The organism is Fodinicola acaciae (genome assembly GCF_010993745.1).
GTDB lineage: Bacteria > Actinomycetota > Actinomycetes > Mycobacteriales > HKI-0501 > Fodinicola > Fodinicola acaciae.
Window position 1 is genome coordinate 193,729 of the sequence record NZ_WOTN01000001.1, and the last position, 18,919, is coordinate 212,647.

An 18,919-nucleotide genomic window follows, 5' to 3' on the forward strand; every position below is an offset into this window, starting at 1 on the left:
AGACGTAAGCGCGCATGGCCACCACGAACGACCTGAAGAACGGCTTGGTGCTCAACCTGGACGGCCAGCTCTGGTCGGTCGTGGAGTTCCAGCATGTCAAGCCCGGCAAAGGCGGCGCTTTCGTCCGGACCAAGCTGAAGAACGTGCTGTCCGGCAAGGTCGTCGACAAGACCTTCAACGCCGGCACCAAGGTGGAGACCGCCAACGTCGACAAGCGCGGCATGACCTACTCCTACGCCGAGGGCCAGGACTTCGTCTTCCTGGACGGCGAGACGTACGACCTGGTCACCGTGCCCGGCGACGTGGTCGGCGGGGCCAAGGACTACCTGCTGGACAACGCCGAGGTGACGGTCGCGCTGCACGACGGCACGCCGCTCTACATCGAGCTGCCGGCCAGCGTGGAGATCACCATCAGCCAGACCGACCCCGGCCTGCAGGGTGACCGGTCCACCGGCGGCACCAAGCCGGCGACGCTGGAGACCGGCGCCGAGATCCAGGTGCCGCTGTTCGTCACCAGCGGCGAGAAGATCAAGGTCGACACCCGCGACGGCCGTTACATCGGCCGCGTCTCGAGCTGACCTCCGTTGCCAGACGGCAAAGACAGCTGGAGTGCCGGGACGGCCGAGATGTCGGCCAGGCGCAAGGCCCGGAAACGGGCCCTGGACGTGTTGTACGAGGCCGACCTGCGCGGCCTGGACGCGGCCGGCATCCTGGCCGACCGGCTCAAACAGGCCGACCCGCCGGTGCAGGACTACACGGTCACGCTGGTCGAGGGCGCCTCAGCGCACCGCGCGCGGATCGACGAGCTGCTCGGCACGTACGCCGAGGGCTGGACGCTGGAGCGGATGCCGCCGGTCGACCGCAACCTGCTGCGGGTCGCGATCTTCGAGATGATGTGGTGCGACGACGTCGACGACGCGGTCGCCATCAACGAGGCCGTGGAGCTCGCGCAACTGCTCTCCACCGACGACTCGCCGCGGTTCGTGAACGGCGTCCTCGGCAAGATCCAGCTGGTCAAAAGCGAGCTGCCGACGTAAGCGGCAAGGCCGCCCTGCGTGCGCGCTCGGCGCACGCAGGGCGGCCCTGCGGTCTACTGCGGCTGGCGGGCGTCGCCGCCGATCAGTACGCCCCACTCGTTCAGCCGCTCGTTGAGGCCGGACGGCGAGGTGTCGTAGATGATCGCCAGCGCGCGCATGTCGTCGGCGCGGATCGACAGCACGCGACCGTTGTAGTCGCCGCGCTGCTGCTGGATGCTGCGCGCATAGCGCAGCAGGGCGCCGGCCTCGTCGGACGGCAGGTGCAGCAGCCGCTCCAGGTCGAGGACGACCCGGCCGCTCTCCTCGTGCCGGCTCGGCGTCGGGTCCGGCAGCAGCTCGGACATGGGGACGCGGTAGAAGTCCGCCAGCTCCGACAGCCGGGCCACCGTGACGGCGCGGTCACCGCGCTCGTACGACCCGACGACGACCGCCTTCCAGCGGCCGGAGGACTTTTCTTCCACGCCTTGCAGCGACAGACCCTGCTGCTGGCGGATGGCGCGCAGCCGAGCGCCGAGGGCACGTGCGTAGTCAGACATCCAAGCTCCGAGTTGCGTCCTGGTCTTCCGTTACCATCCGTGATCATACTACGGAGAGTGACGACATTGGGGTCTTCATCGAGATTCGTTGTCACATTCTCATCTGAGGCTGTGCGTAACGGTTCTCGTGCATGATCTATCGCACGGTGACCACCTCAGCGTTACGGCCGATTTTCCGATCGCACCACGTTATTCAATCGTTACCTGCAGCTATCGTCTCTCGCGCGTGTCGCGGCGTCAATGCGAACGATCGCAAGAGCCGGCTGTGACGGCCTGGCCGGTCGGTCAACTGTCGGGCTGTGACGGTCGGCACGACACCGCGCGGCGACCGCGCGGTGCGGTAAACCCGCTGGTAGCGTGCCAGTCGGTCGACATTCCTTTAACCAGCCGTCCAGTGAGGCGGCGAAGGAGGCGCGATGACTGCCGTGGAGCGTACCGGTGCGCCACCACCGGACAAGACGATTCTCGACGCCGATGCGATGGCCAGGACGCTGGACCGCATCGCGCACCAGATCCTGGAGAAGACCGAAGGCGGCGCGGACACCGTGCTGCTCGGCATCCCGACCCGCGGCGCGCCACTGGCTCGCCGGCTCGGTGACCGGATCCGGACATTTGCCGACTTGGCGATGCCGGTCGGCACCCTGGACATCACCCTCTATCGCGACGATCTGCGCCTGAGAGGCGTACGCGCGTTGGAGCACACCGACCTGCCGGCCGGCGGCATCGACGACCAGCGGGTGATCCTGGTCGACGACGTGCTGTTCTCCGGCCGTACGGTCCGCGCCGCGCTGGACGCGCTCAAGGACCTCGGCCGGCCGTCGTCGGTGCAGCTGGCCGTGCTTGTCGACCGTGGCCACCGGCAGCTGCCGATCCGCGCAGACTACGTCGGCAAGAACATCCCGACCTCGATGGCCGAGAGCGTGCACGTCCGACTGTCCGAAGTGGACGGTGCGGACGCGGTCATCCTGACGCCCGGAGGTGCGCGTTGATCGACCATCTGCTCTCCGCCTCCGACCTGGACCGGGAGACCGCGACGCTGGTGCTGGACACCGCCGGCGAGATGGCCGCGGTTTCCGGTCGGGAGGTGAAAAAACTGCCGACATTGCGCGGCCGTACGGTGGTCAATCTGTTCTACGAGGACTCGACGCGCACCCGGATTTCCTTCGAGGCGGCGGCCAAACGGCTGTCCGCCGACGTGATCAACTTCGCCGCCAAGGGATCCAGCGTCTCCAAGGGCGAAAGCCTCAAGGACACCGCGCTGACGCTGCAGGCGATGGGGGCCGACGCGGTCGTCATCCGGCACTCGGCCTCCGGCGCCGCGCACCGGCTTTCCGGCTGGATCGACGGATCCGTGGTGAACGCCGGCGACGGCACGCACGAGCATCCGACGCAGGCGCTGCTGGACGCCTACACGATGCGGTCGCGGCTCGGCCGGTTGGAGGGCCTGCGGGTCGCGCTGGTCGGCGACGTGTTGCACTCGCGCGTCGCGCGTTCCAACGTGTGGCTGCTGAACACGCTCGGCGCCGAGGTCACGCTGGTGGCTCCACCGACGCTTTTGCCGGTCGGCGTGGAAAACTGGCCGGTCCAGGTGTCCTACGACCTGGACGCGGTGCTGCCGAAGCTGGACGTGGTGATGATGTTGCGGGTCCAGCGTGAGCGGATGAGCGCGTCGTTTTTCCCGTCCGTACGCGAGTATTCGCGACGATACGGCCTGGACGTGGTGCGGATGGGGCTGCTGCCGGAGCACGCGATCGTGATGCATCCGGGTCCGATGATCCGCGGCATGGAGATCAGTCCGGAGGTGGCCGACTCCGCTCGGTCCACGATCGTCGAGCAGGTCGCCAACGGCGTGAGCGTACGAATGGCGGTTCTTTACCTTATGTTGGGCGGGATAGCGTGACCTCCTCCTGGATCGTCTCCGGCACTCAGGTCGGGGATCTTTTCGTACGCGACGGCGTTTTCGTCGACTCCGAGCCGGCCGACGCGCAGCGCATCGACGCCACCGGCCTGATCGCGTTGCCGGGTTTGGTCGACCTGCACACGCATCTGCGTGAGCCTGGCCGCGAGGACGCGGAGACGGTCGAGACCGGCAGCCGTGCCGCGGCGCTCGGCGGCTACACGGCCGTGTGCGCGATGGCGAACACCGATCCGGTGGCCGACACCGCCGGCGTGGTCGAGCAGGTGTGGCGCCTGGGCAAGGACGCCGGTTTGGTCGACGTGCAACCGATCGGCGCGGTCACCGTCGGACTGGCCGGCGAGCGGTTGGCCGAGCTCGGCGCGATGGCCACGTCGGCGGCGGACGTACGTGTGTTTTCCGATGACGGCCACTGCGTGCACGATCCGGTGCTGATGCGCCGGGCCTTGGAGTATGTGAAGGCTTTCGACGGCGTGATCGCGCAGCACGCGGAGGAGCCGCGGCTGACCGCCGGCGCGCAGATGAACGAAGGCGACACCTCGGCTCGGCTCGGTCTGGCCGGCTGGCCCGCCGTCGCCGAGGAAGCGATCATCGCTCGCGATGTTTTGCTGGCCGGTCACGTGAATTCGCGGCTGCACATCTGCCACGTGTCGACCGCCGGCAGCGTCGAGCTGATCCGCTGGGCCAAATCCAAGGGATGGCGGGTGACCGCCGAGGTCACACCGCACCACCTGCTGCTGACCGACGAGCTGGTCGGCAGCTATGACCCGGTCTTCAAGGTGAATCCGCCATTGCGTACGGAAGCCGACGTGTTGGCGCTGCGAGAGGGACTGCGCGACGGCACGATCGACATCGTCGCCACCGACCACGCTCCACACACCGTGGAGGACAAGGAATGCGAGTGGGCCTACGCGCGTCCCGGCATGGTGGGGCTGGAAACCGCACTGTCCATTGTGGTCGAGGCGATGGCCGGCACCGACGACATCTGGGGCCGCGTCACCGACTGGATGTCGGTCACTCCGGCGCGCATCGCCGGCCTTTCCCAGCAGGGGCAGGGATTGCGGCCCGGCGCGCCGGCCAACCTGACGCTTTTCGACCCGTCGCTGACCTGGACACCGGGGCCTTCTGAGCTGATGAGCAGATCGCACAACACGCCGTACGCCGGACGCGAGCTGTCCGGCCGGGTCGTCGCGACCTTCCTGCGCGGTGAGCCGACCGTGCTCGACGGAAAGGCACAGAAATGAGCGCCGTACTCGTGCTGGAGGACGGCCGGGTCTTCCGCGGCGAGCCGTACGGCGCGGTCGGGGAGACCTTTGGTGAGGCCGTTTTCGCCACCGGCATGACCGGCTATCAGGAAACGCTCACCGATCCGTCCTATCGCGGCCAGATCGTCTGCATGACCGCGCCGCACATCGGCAACACCGGCGTCAACGACGAGGACGACGAGTCCGAGCGGATCTGGGTCAACGGTTACGTCGTACGCGACCCGGCGCGCCGGCCGTCCAACTGGCGGTCCAAGCGCGGTCTCGACGAGCAACTGGCCAGCCAGGGAATCGTTGGCATCGCGGGGGTGGACACGCGTGCGTTGACGCGGCATCTGCGTGAGCGTGGCGCGATGCGGTGCGGCATCTCCAATGTGGACGGCGCGGACGCCGACGAGTTGCTGGCCAAGGTCAGGCAAAGTCCGTCGATGGTCGGCGCCGACTACGTCGCCGATGTGACGACCAGGCGGCCCTATGTCGTACGCGCTGACGGCGAGCCGCGGTTCACCGTCGCGGCGATCGACCTTGGTATCAAACGAAACACGCCGCGCAGTTTCGCGCGGCGGGGGATCACGACGCACGTCCTGCCGGCGTACGTGACGACGCAGGAGCTGGTCACCCTGGCACCGGACGGCGTCTTTCTGTCCAACGGTCCCGGCGATCCCGCGACGACCGACGCGGTTGTCCAGCTGACCAAGGGCGTGCTGGACGCCGGCATCCCGCTTTTCGGGATCTGCTTCGGAAACCAGGTGCTCGGCCGGGCGCTGGGGTTTGGCACCTACAAGCTGACCTTCGGCCATCGCGGCATCAACCAGCCCGTGCAGGACCGCGCCACCGGGAAGGTGGAGGTCACCGCGCACAACCACGGTTTCGCCGTGGACGCCCCGCTGGACCGGGTCAGCGACACGCCGTACGGCCGCGTCGAGGTCAGCCATGTCGGCCTGAACGACGACGTGGTGGAGGGCCTGGTGTGCCGGGACGTGCCGGCGTTCAGCGTGCAATATCACCCCGAGGCGGCCGCCGGTCCGCACGACGCGAGCTATCTCTTCGACCGTTTCGTCGCGCTGATGGAGGAACGCAATGCCTAGGCGCACGGATCTCGCGCACGTGCTCGTGATCGGCTCCGGCCCGATCGTCATCGGCCAGGCCTGCGAGTTCGACTACTCCGGCACCCAGGCCTGCCGGGTTTTGCGTGCCGAGGGACTGAAAGTCAGCCTGGTCAACTCCAACCCGGCGACCATCATGACCGACCCGGAGTTCGCCGACGCGACCTACATCGAGCCGCTGACACCGGAGTTCGTGGAGAAAGTCATCGCGGCCGAGCGGCCGGACGCGCTGCTCGCGACGCTAGGCGGACAGACCGCGCTGAATGTCGCTGTCGCGCTGCATGAGCGCGGCGTACTCGACAAATACGGCGTGGAGCTGATCGGCGCCGACATCGAGGCCATCCAGCGCGGCGAGGATCGCCAGCGGTTCAAGGACATCGTCCGGTCGGTCGGCGCCGAGGTGCCGCGCTCGCGGGTCTGCCACTCGCTGGACGAGGTGATGTCCACTGTGGACGAGCTCGGCTATCCGGTCGTGCTGCGGCCGAGTTTCACCATGGGTGGCCTCGGATCCGGGATGGCGCACGACGAGGAGCAGCTGCGCCGGATGTCGACCACCGGCCTGGCCGCCAGTCCGGTGCACGAGGTGCTGATCGAGGAGAGCGTGCTCGGGTGGAAGGAGTACGAGCTCGAGCTGATGCGTGATCGCAACGACAACGTCGTGGTCGTCTGCTCCATCGAAAACGTCGACGCGATGGGCGTCCACACCGGTGACTCGGTCACCGTCGCGCCGGCTTTGACGTTGACCGACCGGGAATTCCAGCGGCTACGCGATGTCGGCATCGCCGTGCTGCGCGAGGTCGGCGTCGACACCGGCGGCTGTAACATCCAGTTCGCGGTGAACCCGGCGGACGGCCGGCTGGTCGTCATCGAGATGAATCCACGGGTTTCCCGGTCCTCGGCGCTCGCGTCGAAGGCCACCGGCTTCCCGATCGCCAAGATCGCGGCGAAACTGGCGATCGGCTACACGCTCGACGAGATCCGTAACGACATCACCGGTGTCACGCCGGCCAGTTTCGAGCCGACGCTGGACTATGTGGTCGTCAAGATCCCGCGGTTCGCCTTCGAGAAGTTCCCGGCCGCCGACGCCGAGCTGACGACGACGATGAAGAGCGTCGGCGAGGCCATGTCGCTCGGCCGGAGTTTTCCCGAGGCACTCGGCAAAGCGATGCGGTCGATGGAGACTCCCGCGGCCGGTTTCTGGACCGCGGCCGAGCAGGAGTCCACTGTGGACGAACTGCTCGAGGCCCTGCGTACGCCGCACGACGGCCGGCTTTACACCGTCGAACGCGCGCTGCGCGCCGGCGCGTCGCTGGAGCAGGTCTGTGAGGCGTCCGCGTACGATCCGTGGTTCGTCGACCAGATCGCTTTCGTCGGTGAGGTCGGCGCCGAGGTGCGCGACGCGCCGACGCTGACGCCGGATCTGTTGCGCAAAGCCAAACGCGCGGGTCTGTCGGACCGCCAGCTGGCCGCGCTGCGGCCGGAAATGGCTGGCGAGGACGGCGTACGCACGCTGCGGCACCGGCTCGGCGTGCGGCCGGTCTTCAAGACCGTCGACACCTGCGCGGCCGAGTTCGCGGCGACCACGCCGTACCACTATTCGGCCTATGAGTCCGATCCGGCGGCCGAGTCGGAGGTCGAGCCCAGCGACAGGCCGAAAGTGCTGATCCTCGGCTCCGGTCCGAACCGGATCGGGCAGGGCATCGAGTTCGACTATTCGTGCGTACACGCGGCACTGACGCTGCGGGACGCCGGATACGAGACCGTGATGGTCAACTGCAACCCGGAAACCGTGTCGACCGACTACGACACCTCCGACCGGCTGTATTTCGAGCCGCTCACTTTCGAGGATGTCCTTGAGGTTTTCCACGTCGAGGACTCCACCGGCAGGGCGGCCGGTGGACCGGGAGTGGTCGGCGTCATCGTGCAGCTCGGCGGCCAGACGCCGCTCGGCCTGGCGCGCAAGCTGGAGGCCGCCGGACTGCCGATCGTCGGCACGCCGCCGTCCGCCATCCACCGAGCTGAGGAACGCGGCGCTTTTGGCGCTCTGCTGGCCAAAGCCGGCCTGCCGGCGCCGAAACACGGGATGGCGACCAGCTTCGCCGAGGCGAAGGCGATCGCCAACGACATCGGCTATCCGGTGCTGGTGCGGCCGTCGTACGTGCTCGGCGGCCGCGGCATGGAGATCGTCTACGACGACGAGACGCTGGAGGGTTACATCCAGCGCGCCACGCAGATCAACCCCGAACATCCGGTGCTGGTGGACCGTTTTCTGGACGATTCCATTGAAATCGACGTCGACGCGCTGTGCGATGGCACCGAGGTCTATCTCGGTGGCGTGATGGAGCACATCGAGGAGGCCGGCATCCACTCCGGCGACTCGGCCTGTGTGCTGCCGCCGATCACGCTCGGCCGGTCGACCATCCAGGACGTACGCGCGGCGACCGAGGCGATCGCCTTCGGCCTGGGCGTACGCGGCCTGCTGAATGTGCAGTATGCGCTCAAAGACGACGTTTTGTATGTGCTGGAAGCCAATCCGCGTGCGTCGCGTACAGTTCCGTTCGTGTCCAAGGCAACCGCCGTGCCGCTGGCCAAGGCAGCCGCGCGCGTGATGCTCGGCGCCTCGATCGCGCAGTTGCGCGAGGAAGGCATCCTGGTGCCGTCCGGCGACGGCGCGGAGTCGCTTGCCGAGGCGCCGATCGCGGTCAAGGAGGCGGTGCTGCCGTTCAAGCGGTTCCGTACGACCGAAGGCAAAGGCGTCGACAGCCTGCTCGGCCCGGAGATGAAGTCGACCGGTGAGGTGATGGGGATCGACACGGCTTTCGGCACGGCGTTTGCCAAGTCGCAGTCAGCCGCGTACGGATCGTTGCCGCTGTCCGGAAAGGTCTTCGTATCGCTGGCCAACCGGGACAAGCGCGCGATGGTGTTCCCGGTGAAGCGGTTGGCCGACCTCGGTTTCGAGATCATGGCGACCGCCGGCACCGCCGAGACGCTGCGCCGGCACGGCATCGAGACGACGCTGGTCGCGAAGCATTTCGAGCGGACGGCGCCGGGCGTGCCGACCAGTCTCGACCTGATCCGCGACGGCGAGATCGACCTCGTTCTCAACACACCGTACGGAAACTCCGGTCCGCGCGTGGACGGTTACGAGATCCGCAGTGCCGCGGTCTCGCGCGACATTCCGTGCATCACCACGGTGCAGGGTGCCACCGCGGCGGTGATGGGGATCGAGGCGCTGATCCGTGGCGACATCGACGTGCGGCCGCTGCAGCGGCTGCACGCCTACCTCCGACAGGCAGCTGAGTGACACTTTACGAACGTACGCTGCGGACCGCGCTGTTCCGGCTCGGTGGAGACCCGGAGACGGTGCACGTCCGCACTTTGCGAGCGCTGTCGCGGATCTCTCGCCGGCCGGCAGCGCTCGCGCCGCTGCGGAAACGCTATTTCCTCAGCGATCCGGTGCTGGTCGCCGGCGTACGCTTCGCCAACCGGGTGGGCCTCGCGGCGGGCCTGGACAAGGACGGCATCGCGCTGGACGCCTGGCCGGCGCTCGGCTTCGGCTCGGTCGAGGTTGGTACGGTCACCGCGAAACCGCAGCCGGGCAACGACAAACCGCGGCTGTTCCGGCTGCCGGCCAGCGGCGCGATCATCAACCGGATGGGGTTCAACAACGCCGGCGCCACGGTTTTGGCCTCCCGTCTGGGCGTACGCGGCCGGCTGCCGGTGCCGCTGGGCATCAGCATCGGCAAGTCCAAGGTCACGCCGCTCGCTGACGCCACCGAGGACTATCTGGTTTCGTTGCGGCAGCTGCAAAAATACGCCGACTATGTGGCGATCAACGTCAGCTCGCCGAACACGCCGGGTTTGCGCCGGCTGGCTGGCAAAACCGAGCTGACCGAGCTGGTTTCCGCGCTGGTGGCCGAATCCAGCGCGCCGCTGTTCGTGAAGGTCGCGCCGGACCTGACCGACGGCGCCATCGCCGACCTGCTGGATGTCTGCGTGGAGCACGGTGTCGCCGGGATCATCGCCACCAACACGACGATCACCCGCAACGGCCTCGCCGCCGTCGACGTGTCCCGCGGCGAGGAAGGCGGCGGCCTCAGCGGCCGGCCGCTGACCGTACGCGCCCGCGAGGTGGTTCGCTTCGTCCACACCGAAACAGCCGGAAAACTGCCGGTGATCGGCGTCGGCGGCATCATGACACCTGGCGACGCGCTGCGGATGTTCGACGCCGGCGCGGCGGTGGTGCAGCTCTACACCGGCTTCGTCTACGGCGGCCCGACCCTGGTACGCGCCATCAACAAGTCCGCTCTCGGCGGCTGATCAACGGCCTCGTCGGGGCTGACCGTATTATCTGCGCGGAACATTCCTAGCGGGGACGGTCATGCCTAGAAACGGGTTTTTCCGGCGGATACTTCACTGGTTCGTTCGTCCAGTGGCGTCGGGATCGTTGACCTCGGTGCTCGGGGTCATCGTCGCGCTGGTCCTGCTCGGCGGCTTCGCGACTTACCGGATCCAGGCGATGAACGCCGTGGACACCGGCGCGTCGTACGCTCCGGCGCGCACGTATCGGTTGTACGAAGGCACGCCGGCCGCCGCTTATCCGGAAGGTGCCGCCGGGATCCTGCTCCCGGCCGTGACGCCACTGGGCTCGTGGTCGGCGGCGGCTGTGCGGAAAGCGTTGCTGCAGGTCAAAAACGCGCTGGTCGCCTCGCACCTCGACCGTGAGACGCTGGTCGATCACAACGCGGTGACGTTCCTGGCGATGTTGACCGAGCCGAGCCGGGAGTTCCAGCAGCGGATGTTCCGGTCGCACGAGGCGACACCGGCGATTTTCGTGGCGAAAGACGTGAAACTGGCCGACGTCGCACCACGGGTCAGCGGGCGGCTGACGGTCAGCGCGTCCGCCGGCTATCTGGTCGTCAGAAGCAACTACGTCTGGGCGTACGCGTTCTCCGGGGTGTCCAACAGCCCCGGTGATCACGTCGTCGTCGTCCACGACGAGATCGAGTGGCGGGCCTACGGCGACGACGCCGAAGATCCCGGCCTGTCCGTCGCGGGCATCCGTTCGTACGTCTACAACATCAGTTGCGCCGACATCAAAGCCGGCGTGATCGCGCCGAACCGGTCGGTCGTCGATGATGGCGCCGACGACGGCGTCGACTGGAGCCGGCAGGCGTACGACCCGAAGCAGTCGGTCGAGGTGCCGGACAAGTGCCCGAGCCCCAGCCCGAGCGGCTGATACTGGGGCGATGGCGCTTCGAACCGTATTCACCGAGACTTTTGGCATCCGGCATCCGATCGCGCTGGCTCCGATGGGTGGCTCCGCCGGCGGCGCGCTGGCCGCGGCGGTGTCCAACGGCGGTGGCCTCGGACTGATCGGTGGCGGCCGAGGCGATCGTGAGTGGCTGGATCGCGAGGTGGCGCTGGCGACCGCGGCCACGGACCGGCCGTGGGGGATCGGCTTCCTCACCTGGGCCGTCGACGCCGAGGTCATCGCGTGGGCGTTGGAAAAACGGCCGAGTGCGCTGATGCTGTCGTTCGGCGATCCGATGCCGTTCGCATCGCGCGTACGCGACGCCGGCGTACCGTTGATCGTGCAGGTCACCGACCTCGACGAGGCCAAGCGCGCGCTGGATGCCGGCGCAGACCTGATCGTCGCGCAAGGTGGCGAGGCCGGCGGTCACGGCAAGGGCCAGGCGACGCTGCCGTTCGTACCCGTTGTGGTCGACCTGGCCGGGCCGACGCCGGTGCTGGCCGCCGGTGGCATCGCCGACGGTCGTGGCGTCGCGGCGGCACTCGTGCTCGGTGCCGTCGGAGCGTTGGTCGGTACGCGGTTCCAGGCGAGTCCGGAGGCGTTGGTGTCGCCGGAGACCGCCAAGGCGATCCTCGACGCGTCCGGCGCGGACACCGATCGCAACCGCATCGTCGACATCGCGCGTGAGGCCGGATGGCCGGCGGAGTACACCGCGCGTACGGTCCGCGACAGCTTCCTGGCGGAGTGGCACGACCGCGAGGACGAACCGGAGGCGGCCAGACGTGCCTATCGAGCGGCGGTTGACAGCGGCGCGATCGCCAGCCAGCCGGTGTGGGCCGGCCAGGCGGCCGACCTGATCACCGCGATCGAACCGGCCGCCGACCTGGTCGACCGTCTCGCCGCCGAGGCCGAGCAGGCACTCAGCCGCGCCGGGCGGGACTGACCCAGCCAGTGGAGATCTCGTACGTCCAACCTTCCTGCCACTGAAACGGCGCGTCCACCAGGTCCGCCAGCCGCGCGCCGGCCAGCAACACCTGCAGCGCCCAGCGGTTGGCCGAGTGAGCGATGACCAGAATGTGCCTTCCATCCCATTTTTGGCTACATTCCTCGACGAAAGACGCGGTCGCCGCGACGACGTCCTGATAGCTCTGTCCGCCCGCGAACGGTGTGTCGATGTGCTGCCGGCGTACGGCCGCGAGATCGGCCACCGAGCAGCCATTGAGGTCGCCGTAGTCGCACTCGCGCAGCCGTTCGTCCTGATGGATCGCGATGTCTCTGCCGGCAAAAGCCAGCCGCGCGGTCTCGACCGCACGTGCCAGGTCCGAGGTGAAAACCGCGGCGAGATCGTCGGTCCGGCGCCGTACGCCGAGCTCAGCAGCGAGCAACCGGCCGCGAGCGGACAGCCGGCCAGGCAGCCAGCCGGTGGCGATGCCGTTTTCGTTGTCCTCGGTGATCGAGTGCGTCTCGTACGTCAGCGTCAGTGTCATCGGCGCCATTTTCGCGGAGGTTTGCTGAAGGGCGGTCGCGGGTAGTCGGGCGGCAAGCGAGCGGAGGCCGCTTCCGATGACCCGACGTGCAACCTTTCGTGCATCGCAGTCCGTACGTGGCGTGTCGGAGGACGATGGCCGTAATGTCACTGGCACTGTGACCACCCGCCACCTCCACGGACGTTCTCCAGCACCTGCGGACGTGCCACCACATCTGCGGCCGCGACCCGAGCGCAGCGCCGTCCGGCAGGTGTTCTCGCCGTCGATGCTGTGGCGGATCGCCGGTGGCATCCTGGTGATCGTCCTGGTGATCGGCGCGTGGACGCTGTCACGGATGCCGGCCGGTTCGACCGGTGTGGCGCCACGGCAGAGCCGGCCGGCAGCGCTCGGGCCGTTCGACGGCACGCCGGCGGCCAGCTTCACCGCCGGAGCGGCCGGCATCACCATGCCGGAGCCGGAAGCGGTCGACGGTTGGTCGGCGAGCCAGGTGAGCAAAGCGCTGTCGATGGTCAAGCAGGCGCTGGTCGCTGGCCATCTCGACCGGCGGATGCTGGTGCGGCGGCAGACCGACGCGTTCGTCGCACTGTTCGCGAAGGACGCGCGGTCGGAGATCCGCGACCGCTTCCTGGCCGGCCGGTTCAGCGGCGCGGCCGTACGCGTCGCGCCGACGGCGACGCTCGCGGCGGAGCAGCCACGGGTACGCGGCACCACCGAGGTCGGCACCTCGACGGCCGGCAACGGCCTGGCGGTCCTGGAGATCACCACCAACTACATCTGGGTCTATCCGTTCGCCGGCGCGTCGGCCTCGCCGGGCGACCGGCTGGTGATCGTCCACGACACGCAACGCTGGTGGATCTATCACCGCGGCGAGGTCACCTCGGCGTCGGCGGGCCTGTGGCTCAACCGCAGCGAGGCGTACGCCTTCAACACCGACTGCGGCATCGACAAGGCCTACATCGCGCCGCCGCCGGCCGGCCAGCGCAAGATCCCGCCGGTGACGATCTACGACCCGGACATGCCGCCGAGCATCCCCAACCCCTGCGGGTGATCCGCCGTAGAGTCGGCAGCAGTCTCTCGGACAGAAGGAGCGCGAACGTGCCCGTAACGCTGCCGACCCGCCGGCTGGGTGAGCTCACCGTCAGTGCTCAGGGGCTGGGCTGCATGGGGATGAGCCAGGCCTACGGCGCCGGCGACGAGACCGAGTCGATCGCCACCATCCACCGTGCGCTCGACCTCGGCGTCACGCTGCTGGACACCGCCAACGTGTATGGCGAGGGCCACAACGAGGAGCTGGTCGGCCGCGCGATCGCCGGTCGCCGCGACGAGGTCGTGCTGGCCACCAAGTTCGGCATCGTCCGCGACGACGCCGGGCAGGGGACGCGCGGCGACCCGGCGTACGTGAAGCAGTGCTGCGAGGAGTCGTTGCGCCGGCTCAACGTCGACCACATCGACCTCTACTACCAGCACCGCGTCGACCCCAAGGTGCCGATCGAGGAGACCTGGGGTGCGCTGGCCGAGCTGGTGGCCGAGGGAAAGGTCGGTCATCTCGGCATTTCCGAGGCCGGTCCGGTGTCGATCCGCAAGGCGTACGCGGTGCATCCGATCACCGCGCTGCAGAGCGAGTGGTCGTTGTGGACCCGCGGCATCGAGGGCGACGTGGTGCCGGTGTGCCGCGAGCTGGGGATCGGCATCGTGCCGTTTTCTCCGCTCGGCCGCGGATTCCTGACCGGCGCGGTCACCTCGGTCGAGCAGCTCGACAAAGACGACATGCGGCGCAACCTGCCCCGCTTCGCGGACGGGAACATCGATCGCAACCTGGCGATCGTTGCAGCGCTAAAAGCGTTGGCGGAGCGCAAAGGCGTCACCGCCGGACAGCTCGCGCTTGCCTGGGTCCAGCGCAAAGGCGAGGATGTCGTGCCGATTCCCGGTACGAAGCGGCGCGGCTATCTCGAGCAGAATGTCGCGGCCGCCACGTTGGAACTGTCGGACGCGGATCTCGCCGAGATCGAGGCCGCCGCTCCGGCCGACGCGGTCGCCGGCGAGCGTTATCCGGCGGCATTGGCGAAAAATGTCGCCGAATGACATCTCGGGATGATCTATTTCCCGTAACGAAGGGGTAAACCGAGCGGTCGCGGCCATTCGTTGGCGGTAGAAAATGCGTACGCCGCGAACGGGGGCTCGATGAACAACGGTTGGTTGCGCGTTGCGGTCGCCGCGATCGTGCTGGCCGTCGTGGCCGCCGGTGTGAACGCGCTGTCGCACCAGACGCTGACGACCGAGGGGCCGTTGCCGTCGGTGCTCAGCCTCGGGTTGATGGTGGCCGGCGCCGTGGAACTTGTCGCCGTCGGCGTGGTGGTCGCCGGCTTGATCTGGCTGATCAACCCGCGACTCGGCGGACGCCAGACGCGCCGGCATGCCGCGGTCCTGATGGCGATGGTGTGCCTGGTCATCGTCGTCGCGGTACTGGCCCGGTGGACCCGGCCGCTACAAGAGCCGCACAACCAGCCGTCGGCCAAGGTGCCACCAGGCGTACGTGGCGGGTCATCGGAGCCGGTCGCGCTCGCGCCGGACTCTGCTGCCGTGGTGCTGCTGGTCGTCGCTGTGGTCGCGTTGGCGGTGATAGCCGTGCTGTTCATGCTCAGCCGGCTGCGGCGGCGTACGACAGCGGTCGCGCCGGTCAGTCCGGCCGTCCCGCCGCTGGCCGATGCCGCGCGGCTCGGCCGCGACGCCGTACTCGCCGGCGACACCAGCCCCAGAGCCGCGATCATCCGCTGTTTCGCGGCGATGGAGGACGCGCTGACCGGTCGCGGCGAGGTGTCGCCGCGTGCCTCGGACACACCGGTCGAGGTGCTGGAACGCGCGTGGCGCCGCGGCCTGATCCGGCCGGAGCCGGCGGGTGTCCTGCTCAACCTGTTCGCGGTGGCGCGGTTCAGCGACCATCCGATGGAGGAGGACGACCGCGCGGCTGCCGCCGCGGCGCTGTCGGACCTGCTCGACGACCTGCGCGAGCGTACGCCGTGAAGCGCGTGATCGTCGCGGTCGCGGTCGCCGTCTGCGCAGTCGTCGTCCTGACTGTCGGTTGGGCCGTGTTTGGCCAGGTCGGCGCATGGATGGCTGGCCTGGCGGTGGCGACGGTGGTGGTCGGCACCGTCGCGCTGCGGCTCGGCGGCGACCCGCCGCCGGCGAAGCCCGCGCGGTCACCGCCGCTGAGCCGGCAGGTGCGCGCCGGCCGGCTGGTCAGTGCCGCCGGCTGGAACGGTGGCTCGCAGCGCGACTGGGACACGACCGTACGGCCGAGCCTGCTGCGGCTGGTCGACGTGCTGCTCTCCGAGCGGTTCCAGACCGACCACGTACGCCGGCCAGACCTCGCTCGCGAGCTGCTCGGCGACCAGCTGTGGACGCTGCTCGACCCGGACCGCGGCGTCTGCGAGGACCGTGCCGTGCCCGGTCCGGAGCGCGCCGCGCTCGCTCGAATCCTGACCCGACTGGAGGCATAGATGGCGCTCGCACTGGAGCAGACCGCGGAACGGATCGATCGCGTGCTCGACGAGATCGAGACCGCGGTCGTCGGCAAGCGGTCGGCGCTGGAGCTGATCCTGACCGGCGTACTGGCCGGCGGTCACATCCTGGTCGAGGACCTGCCGGGACTGGGGAAGACGCTCATCGCGCGGTCCTTCGCGGCGGCCTTCGGACTGACCTTCACCCGGATCCAGTTCACCCCTGACCTGCTGCCGGCCGACGTGACCGGCGCGACGGTCTATGACCAGAAGCGCGAGGAGTTCGTCTTCCATCCGGGTCCGGTGTTCACCAACCTGCTGCTCGCCGACGAGATCAACCGGACGCCGCCCAAGACGCAGGCCGCGCTGCTGGAGGCGATGGCCGAGCACCAGGTGACGGTCGACGGTCGTACGCACCAGCTGCCGGATCCGTACGTCGTGCTGGCGACCGACAACCCGATCGAATACGAAGGCACCTATCCGCTGCCGGAGGCGCAGCTCGACCGCTTCTGCATGCGGCTGAGCATCGGCTATCTGCCGCCGGAGCACGAGACCGCGATGCTGCGCCGCCGGCTGGAGCGCGGCCGTCCGGAGGCGGTCGTACGGCCGGTACTGACCCGCGACGAGCTGCTGGCGATGCGCGGCGCGGTCGAGACGGTGTCGGTGCACGACGACGTGCTCGACTACGTCGTGCGGCTGGTCAACGCGAGCCGCGAGCACGCGCAGGTGCTGGTCGGCGCCAGTCCGCGTGGCGCGCTCGACCTGGTCCAGCTCTCTCGCGCGCGTGCGCTGATGGCCGGCCGTGACTTCGTGACGCCGGACGACGTGAAGGCGCTGGTCACGCCGGCGCTGTCGCACCGGCTGAGCCTGCGGCCGGAGATGTGGGTCCGGCGGATCAGCACCGCCGACGTGCTGGCCGAGCTGGTCGACCGCGTCGCCGCACCGCGTACGCAGTCGCTGACATGACCGAGGTCCAGCTGCGCTGGCACACCTCGGCGGCGCTGCGGCTGCTCGGTGTCATGGCGCTGATGGGGCTGATTTCCGGCTTGCTGCTGGCCAAAGCCGGTGCGATGATCTTCGCGGCCGCAGCGCTCGGCGCACTGCTCGCGGCCGGTCGCTTCGGCCGGCCGCCGGAGCGGCTGCGCGTGACGGCGGCGCTGTCGGAGGACCGCTGTTTCGAGGATGACGTGCTCGTCGTGCGCGTCGATGCGCAGCTGCCCGCAGGCGTACAGATGGACGTACGGCCGATCCTGCCGTTTGGCATGGCCGCCGAGGACGGCGGGGACGAGACGGAGCACCGGATCCGCGTACGCCGCTGGGGTGGCTACGAACTCAGTTGTGAGCTCGTCTTCACGGCTGACGCCGGCCTGCTGCTCGCCTCGGTCGAGCTGGATTTCGGTGCGGTGCGGGTCTTTCCGCGGCCGACCGAGCTGCGAAGGATGCCGGTGCCGGCCGACCTGCCGGACCGGGTCGGCCTGCACGTGAGCACCGGCCTGGGGGAGGGGTCGGAGTTCGCCGGCATCCGCACGTACGCGACCGGCGACCGGTTGCGGCAGGTGAACTGGAAGGCCAGCGCGCGGCACGGCCAGATGCTGGTCAACGAGCGGCTGCCGGAGAAGGCCAACGACGTCGTCGCGATGATCGACGCGTACGGCGATGTCGGTCCGGTCGGGTCGTCGAGCCTGGACCTGGCCGTACACGCCGCCAGCGACCTCGCGCAGGCGGCGCTGCGCGACGGCGACCGGGCCGGTGTGGTGGTGCTCGGCGGCCTGATCAGCTGGCTGCCGGCCGAGCTCGGCGCGCGGCAGTTCTACCGGATCGTCGAGCACGTGCTGGACGCGCGTACGCAGGAGTTTGACCTCGAGCCGAACCTGGAGCGGATCCCGCGTACGGCGTTGCCGGAGCGCGCGGTGGTGATCGTGCTGACGCCGCTGGTGGATCCGCGTACCATCGGCGTCCTCCGTGACCTGCGAGCACGCGGCCGGACGGTCGTCGTGGTCGACGTGCTGCGCGGCGAGCCGGCGATGCGTGTCGACCGACGGCAGGCCGAGCTGGCGCTGCGGATGTGGCGGATCGAGCGGCGCGGGATCCGGATGCTGCTGGCTGACCTCGGCATTCCGCTGGTGCCATGGGAACCGGGCCTGCGGCTGGACGCCGTACTCGCACCGGTGAGCCGGCGGCGGCTGGTGCGGCGCAGTGGCGCGTTTTCCGGGGTGAGCGGATGAAACTCGTCCTGGCTCAGCTCGGCCTCGGTGTCGCGTTCGGCGTCGTGAGCATGGCCGGCGGCACTCCAGGCTCGCTGGTCTTCGGCGCTCTGGCGGCGCTCGCGTCGGTCGCCGTCATCCGGTGGCCGTCGGCCGGCTGCCTGATGCCCGTTGTCTGCGCCGCGATCGCGATCGCCTTCGGAGACTCGCGAGTGGTCAGTTTGCTGGCGGCGGCTGTGTGCGGCCTGCTCGGCGTTTTGTTCGTGCTGGCCGGAAACGTACGCCGTGGCCGTGGCACCCTGGCGGCTCGGCTGGACCTGCTCGCCGGCTCCGCCATCGCGGTCGCCGGCGCCGGCATCGGTGCTTTCGTCGACACCGGCTGGGGTTGGCTGGCCGTACTCGTCCCGGTCGGCGCCGCGGCCGTCTACCTGACCGCCATGCTGGCCCTCCGTACCCCGGCCGCCATCTCCGGCGACCCAGACCGGTAGCGCCACGCGCAATTCCGCGCCCCTCACACACCCCGCGCCCTCACACACCCCTGCCGCCACCCCGCGCCTCGCCTCCCCGCCACCTCGCTCCACCGCGAAACTGTCGCCCCGGCGTGAGACGCTTGATTAGGGG

General features: G+C 69.0%; 19 protein-coding genes. 17 read left to right on the top strand and 2 right to left on the bottom strand.

Going from position 1 to position 18,919, the window contains the following annotated elements; translation table 11 throughout:
• Positions 1-14: 14 nt before the first annotated feature.
• Together efp and nusB are read left to right on the top strand one after the other, a co-directional pair.
• Positions 15-578 (top strand): elongation factor P, encoded by a 564-nt coding sequence (gene efp / locus GNX95_RS00925; protein WP_163504978.1) that lies wholly within the window; start codon positions 15-17, stop codon positions 576-578.
• 48 nt (positions 579-626) lie between these two features.
• Positions 627-1,037 (top strand): transcription antitermination factor NusB, encoded by a 411-nt coding sequence (gene nusB, locus GNX95_RS00930; RefSeq protein WP_163507746.1) that lies wholly within the window; start codon positions 627-629, stop codon positions 1,035-1,037.
• Between the two features lie 53 nt (positions 1,038-1,090).
• On the opposite strand, the gene bldD is transcribed toward nusB, so the two are convergent.
• The gene (gene bldD, locus GNX95_RS00935) at positions 1,091-1,573 is read right to left on the bottom strand and encodes a transcriptional regulator BldD (RefSeq protein ID WP_163504980.1); all 483 of its coding nucleotides are present in this window, start codon (positions 1,571-1,573) and stop codon (positions 1,091-1,093) included.
• 416 nt (positions 1,574-1,989) lie between these two features.
• On the opposite strand from bldD, the gene pyrR reads away from it, so the two are divergent.
• The 8 genes from pyrR (at position 1,990) to GNX95_RS00975 (ending at position 12,053) form a co-directional block, all read left to right on the top strand.
• Positions 1,990-2,562 carry a bifunctional pyr operon transcriptional regulator/uracil phosphoribosyltransferase PyrR gene (pyrR, locus tag GNX95_RS00940; protein ID WP_163504982.1) on the top strand — a complete coding sequence of 191 codons (573 nt, stop codon included), beginning with the start codon at positions 1,990-1,992 and terminating at the stop codon, positions 2,560-2,562.
• Positions 2,559-3,473 carry an aspartate carbamoyltransferase catalytic subunit gene (locus GNX95_RS00945; RefSeq protein WP_222853321.1) on the top strand — a complete coding sequence of 305 codons (915 nt, stop codon included), beginning with the start codon at positions 2,559-2,561 and terminating at the stop codon, positions 3,471-3,473. The genes pyrR and GNX95_RS00945 overlap by 4 nt, the downstream gene beginning before the upstream one ends.
• Positions 3,470-4,732 carry a dihydroorotase gene (locus GNX95_RS00950; protein ID WP_163504984.1) on the top strand — a complete coding sequence of 421 codons (1,263 nt, stop codon included), beginning with the start codon at positions 3,470-3,472 and terminating at the stop codon, positions 4,730-4,732. The genes GNX95_RS00945 and GNX95_RS00950 overlap by 4 nt, the downstream gene beginning before the upstream one ends.
• Positions 4,729-5,838 carry a glutamine-hydrolyzing carbamoyl-phosphate synthase small subunit gene (carA, locus tag GNX95_RS00955; RefSeq protein WP_163504986.1) on the top strand — a complete coding sequence of 370 codons (1,110 nt, stop codon included), beginning with the start codon at positions 4,729-4,731 and terminating at the stop codon, positions 5,836-5,838. The genes GNX95_RS00950 and carA overlap by 4 nt, the downstream gene beginning before the upstream one ends.
• A complete protein-coding gene (carB, locus tag GNX95_RS00960) occupies positions 5,831-9,160 on the top strand; it encodes a carbamoyl-phosphate synthase large subunit (RefSeq protein ID WP_163504988.1) in 3,330 nt (1,109 codons plus the stop codon). Before carA ends, carB begins: the two co-directional genes overlap by 8 nt.
• Entirely contained in the window at positions 9,157-10,176 is a 1,020-nt protein-coding gene (locus GNX95_RS00965; RefSeq protein ID WP_163504991.1) for a quinone-dependent dihydroorotate dehydrogenase, read from the top strand. Before carB ends, GNX95_RS00965 begins: the two co-directional genes overlap by 4 nt.
• Before the next feature lie 112 nt (positions 10,177-10,288).
• Entirely contained in the window at positions 10,289-11,095 is an 807-nt protein-coding gene (locus tag GNX95_RS00970; RefSeq protein ID WP_163504993.1) for a hypothetical protein, read from the top strand.
• A 10-nt stretch (positions 11,096-11,105) separates the two neighbouring features.
• Complete coding sequence (locus GNX95_RS00975) at positions 11,106-12,053, top strand: NAD(P)H-dependent flavin oxidoreductase (RefSeq protein WP_163504995.1); 948 nt, start codon at positions 11,106-11,108, stop codon at positions 12,051-12,053.
• On the opposite strand, the gene GNX95_RS00980 is transcribed toward GNX95_RS00975, so the two are convergent.
• Positions 12,031-12,597, bottom strand: coding sequence for a histidine phosphatase family protein (locus tag GNX95_RS00980; protein ID WP_163504997.1), 567 nt, complete (start codon positions 12,595-12,597; stop codon positions 12,031-12,033). The two genes, GNX95_RS00975 and GNX95_RS00980, sit on opposite strands and share 23 nt — an antisense overlap.
• Before the next feature lie 202 nt (positions 12,598-12,799).
• Here GNX95_RS00980 and GNX95_RS00985 point away from each other — a divergent pair, with 202 nt between their 5' ends.
• The 7 genes from GNX95_RS00985 (at position 12,800) to GNX95_RS01015 (ending at position 18,786) form a co-directional block, all read left to right on the top strand.
• Positions 12,800-13,645: a hypothetical protein gene (locus tag GNX95_RS00985; RefSeq protein WP_163504999.1), complete on the top strand. Its 846-nt coding sequence runs from the start codon at positions 12,800-12,802 to the stop codon at positions 13,643-13,645.
• A gap of 113 nt (positions 13,646-13,758) precedes the next feature.
• Positions 13,759-14,679, top strand: a complete 921-nt coding sequence (locus tag GNX95_RS00990) for an aldo/keto reductase (RefSeq protein ID WP_187369638.1) — start codon at positions 13,759-13,761, stop codon at positions 14,677-14,679.
• Between the two features lie 99 nt (positions 14,680-14,778).
• A complete protein-coding gene (locus GNX95_RS00995) occupies positions 14,779-15,618 on the top strand; it encodes a DUF4129 domain-containing protein (protein WP_163505001.1) in 840 nt (279 codons plus the stop codon).
• Complete coding sequence (locus tag GNX95_RS01000; RefSeq protein WP_163505003.1) at positions 15,615-16,094, top strand: hypothetical protein; 480 nt, start codon at positions 15,615-15,617, stop codon at positions 16,092-16,094. The genes GNX95_RS00995 and GNX95_RS01000 overlap by 4 nt, the downstream gene beginning before the upstream one ends.
• Positions 16,095-17,060, top strand: a complete 966-nt coding sequence (locus GNX95_RS01005) for an AAA family ATPase (protein ID WP_163505005.1) — start codon at positions 16,095-16,097, stop codon at positions 17,058-17,060. It abuts the gene before it with no gap.
• Positions 17,057-18,319 carry a DUF58 domain-containing protein gene (locus tag GNX95_RS01010; protein WP_163505007.1) on the top strand — a complete coding sequence of 421 codons (1,263 nt, stop codon included), beginning with the start codon at positions 17,057-17,059 and terminating at the stop codon, positions 18,317-18,319. Before GNX95_RS01005 ends, GNX95_RS01010 begins: the two co-directional genes overlap by 4 nt.
• Positions 18,316-18,786 (top strand): hypothetical protein, encoded by a 471-nt coding sequence (locus GNX95_RS01015; protein ID WP_163505009.1) that lies wholly within the window; start codon positions 18,316-18,318, stop codon positions 18,784-18,786. The genes GNX95_RS01010 and GNX95_RS01015 overlap by 4 nt, the downstream gene beginning before the upstream one ends.
• Positions 18,787-18,919: the final 133 nt, after the last annotated feature.